Genomic DNA, 3,790 nt, shown 5'->3' on the forward strand with positions numbered 1-3,790 from the left:
AGAGAACAACGAAAGGTCTCCCAGCACCACCACAAAGTCGCCGACCACCGCGAGTGACTTGACGCTTTCATCAAGGTTTGCGATTTGGATCGGGCGGGACGTCAATTGGGACAGTTCAACCGAATAAATCCTTCCGTCATTTGCCCCCACATACGCCGTCGACTGATCGTCCGAAATCGCCAACGCCGTCACGTGGACCGCAAATTGGTACGAAGCCACGTAGTCCTGGAGTGTCGTCGACCAAACGTGCACCCGTTCATTGGCCGGATCCAACAGCACCACGGTATCGCCTGGACCGCGATGAATCTGCGTCGGAACGGAACCATGGATCGTCGACGCGATGTCACAGGAGCTTGGGTCCTCGGGGCGACCATGCTGAGGAAGAAAGCAGACTTGTATTTCAGGAAACGCATCGAGACGCAGTCCGCTCGTGCTGTCCGATGCGTCTTTCCCTTCGTTCCATCGATCGGGATACCCGTCACCGTCGGTGTCTTGCGACGCAGCGGGATCAAACGGGAACGCATCGTCAAAGGTTGTGAACCCGTCCCCGTCCTTGTCATCAGTCAATTCGTAATGACGCACCGGCCGTCCCGCCTCCACCACGAAGACCTGTTCGCCAAACCGCAGCACCTCGCGATGAGCGTCGCCACTGTAAAAATCGACCAGTTGGAATTGATTGTCCCACTGCCTCAATTGATTGAAGTTGGCCGCCACCAAAGTCCCATCGCTGAGCCAAACGCCGGAGGTGACGGAGTCGAACAGATAGATTTCACTGCCGTCCTCAAGATCGATCACGAATTCTGTGCTGAGCAGATAGCGGCCGTCCGGTGAAACAGCGACCGGCGAACCGAAGCGGGAAATCAAGCTGACTTCAGTGCCGAATTCTCCCGTCTGAAGGTCAAAGCTCTGACGGCGTATTCCAGACGATCCATGGTAAAAGAAGTTATCCAAAGGGTTCCAGACCACGTTCGTCAGTCGTTGTCCGGGCTTGGTGGAAACCACCGTTCCGGCGGAATCAAGCACAACATTGCTGGCGACCCTATCCTTCGTTGTTGCGACAATGACATACTCTCCAATCGCACTCAACCCGCTGACGGACGATCGAATCGTCGCAAAGGGGACCTCCGTCGGATACTCTTGGCGATAGTCAATTTGGGTGATCGCGCCATGCGAATTCGAAGTCTCGTAAAGCAGATAGATTCGTTGATTGGCCGTGGAAATCACCATCTCGTCAGGCCGTCCGGCGTCGCCGTTCAACACGATCGGATTCAGATACCTCTGATCCTGCACCGAATATCGGTAGATCGTTTTCCCGCTACTATCAACGTGATACAGAATCTCCGTCTCGTCGCCGAATGCGGAAGAACGACCGATGGGCGCCTTGGCCGCTTGGCGGACGGAATCGCAATCCACGACGTCGATGAACGGATAACGGCAAGCTGAATCAAACGGATGCGAATCTAAGTACAGGTTCGTCGTGCTGTCGGAGCGTTCCTTGCCGGCATTCCAAACGTCGGGATACCCGTCGTGATCGGTGTCAACCGAAGCGGCGACATCATTTGGAAAGGCGTCTTCACCAAGCGGCACGCCGTCCAGGTCGATGTCCAGGTACGCTGCAATGGCGAAGTCATGAAAGTGGACTTGATCCTGGCCATAAGTCACGATCGTCGCCGCGTGATCAGCCGGAAACACCGCCAGCGGCGAACCGGCGACGGTCGCTACACGCAACTGCTGCAACGACTCCGCCGACGACTGACGGATTTGGGTGCCGCCGGAGGATGACCGAAGCGAAATGACTTGCTCGTTCGAGATCCAGGCCGCCTTATCAAACGAACCGACCAACCATGTATCAAACGCGAGTGGTTCGCTCGTATACAAGTAGCCTCCACCGGTGACGATTCTGGATCCATCGGGCGAAATGACAAGCTCGCCACCATTGGAATACGAACCGCTTACGTCACTCCATTGCCCCGTCTCAGCGAGCAGCCCGAGTTGCAGCGATTGCACGCGGCCGCTGTGATCTAACGAGTAGAGACGTCGCTGATCGGCGTCATACGAAAAGGAATCGGATTGACCGAGATCAAAAAACGCGATCCGGCTGCCGCTGGAATCTCGAACGTCAAGCAAGCGTTCGGCGTATTGTTCGACGACGGCCAACACCCGATCACCGACGACAAACAATTCGTCGATTTCGCCCGGCGAGACAAACACATCCTGTTCGGCAAACAAACCATCGGTCAGGTCGACGCGGGTCACCTTGCCGTTTGCATAGCCGAGATAAAGGTCTGACTGATCGTCGCTGAGCGTCGCTTCGGTCGCCGATCCGGAGAGTGTGATCGACGGCAACCGCGAATTCGTCTCCGTGGACCAGCGATGCAGATAACCGACTGAGTCGGATACGCCCGCCCCCGTCCGGTCGGCGGGCTCAAGTAAATAGACGACGCCATCGCGATCCTGAAACACTTCGATCGGCTCGGACGAAAGGCTCAGGCTGCCCGCCAAGACACGCCGCGGTTCCAATCGCTGAACCGTCAAACGTCGACTCGTCCGAACGGCTCCCGCGTTGTCGTCTGCCCCGCGACGACGCCTGTGCCCCACCGTCAGAATTAAATCGTCACGCAACGCCATCGCCCCTGAACTGTAATCGCTGGAAAAACAAACCCCAGCTAAGGCAGCGCACGAGGCCGGAGGGGCAATAGTCTAGCTAAAACACCGGTCGATTGAAGCAGCTCCCATCAATCGATTCCAAATAGCGGCAACGTTCAGTTTTCCCCGGTCAGGCGTTGATTCATCTGACCGACTAGCTCCTTGATCAACGCGTCGGGACGATTATCCGATGTCGCCAGGTTGGCCGTTTCGGCATCCGGATTGCGATGATCGTACAGCTCCACAAATCCGTCCTTGTGCACGATCAATCGATGTGTGTCGGTGCGAATCGTTTTGGCGTTGTTGCGATACGCGATCGCCGGATGTCCCTCGGCGTCTTCGTTTTCCAACAACGGCCGAAGCGATCGGCCTTGAACGAACGCCGGAACTCGCACCCCAGCCAACTCACAGAGCGTGGGAAAGACGTCGAGGGTTTCGACGATTCCATCGGTCGGCTTTCCGGCTCGTTTCATCCCGGGGTAGCGGATGATCAACGGCGAACGGAGCGATTCTTCGAACAAACAATGCTTGCCCCAGATCGCGTGCTCGCCGAGATTCCAGCCGTGGTCGCCCCACAGCACAACAATCGTGTTGTCGGCCTGCCCCGATTCCTCCAAACGTTTCAGCACTCGTCCGACCTGGGCATCGGCATAGGTCACACAGGCTGCGTAGTGCCGACGGACTTCGGTGGCAAACGCTTCGTCGTCGTTGGGGTTCCGCCCCCAGCGGTTGTACTTCATGAATTCGCCCGACGAGTGCCAGGTCGTTTTCCCCTGCGGCTTTTCCGGATGCGGAATCGGCGGCAGTTCCACATCGATGTAGGGCTTCATGTACTTGGCCGGCGCTCCGAAAGGCAAATGGGGACGCAGGATTCCGACGGCCAGAAAGAACGGCGGCTCGTCGGCGGCGGACAATTGATCCAGCTGACGCAGGGCTTCCTCGATCGAGGTGCCGTCGGGGTAGATTGAATCATCGCCGTCGACCGACTGGTAGACATCCATCTCTTTGGCATTCTTGCGGATCTCGCCGGGGGCCAGCCCGTGCATCCATCCGCGGGGATGTTGCCAAGGGCCGGCCGGTAGCAAATGCCGATCCCCCGAGTTCGGCATCTCGGGCATCGCTTCGTCGTCCCAGTCCGAGCCGC

2 protein-coding genes are annotated in these 3,790 nt (G+C 57.6%); both read right to left on the reverse strand.

Going from position 1 to position 3,790, the window contains the following annotated elements; genetic code table 11:
* Positions 1-2,535, reverse strand: a 2,535-nt coding sequence (locus ABX749_RS25400) for a hypothetical protein (RefSeq protein ID WP_372898470.1), incomplete at its 3' end; no start/stop codon positions are given.
* A gap of 227 nt (positions 2,536-2,762) precedes the next feature.
* A partial coding sequence (locus ABX749_RS25405) for a sulfatase-like hydrolase/transferase (RefSeq protein ID WP_372898471.1) occupies positions 2,763-3,790 on the reverse strand: 1,028 nt, incomplete at its 5' end.

It is taken from the genome of Stieleria sp. (genome assembly GCF_041595215.1).
Classification (GTDB): Bacteria; Planctomycetota; Planctomycetia; order Pirellulales; family Pirellulaceae; genus Stieleria; species Stieleria magnilauensis.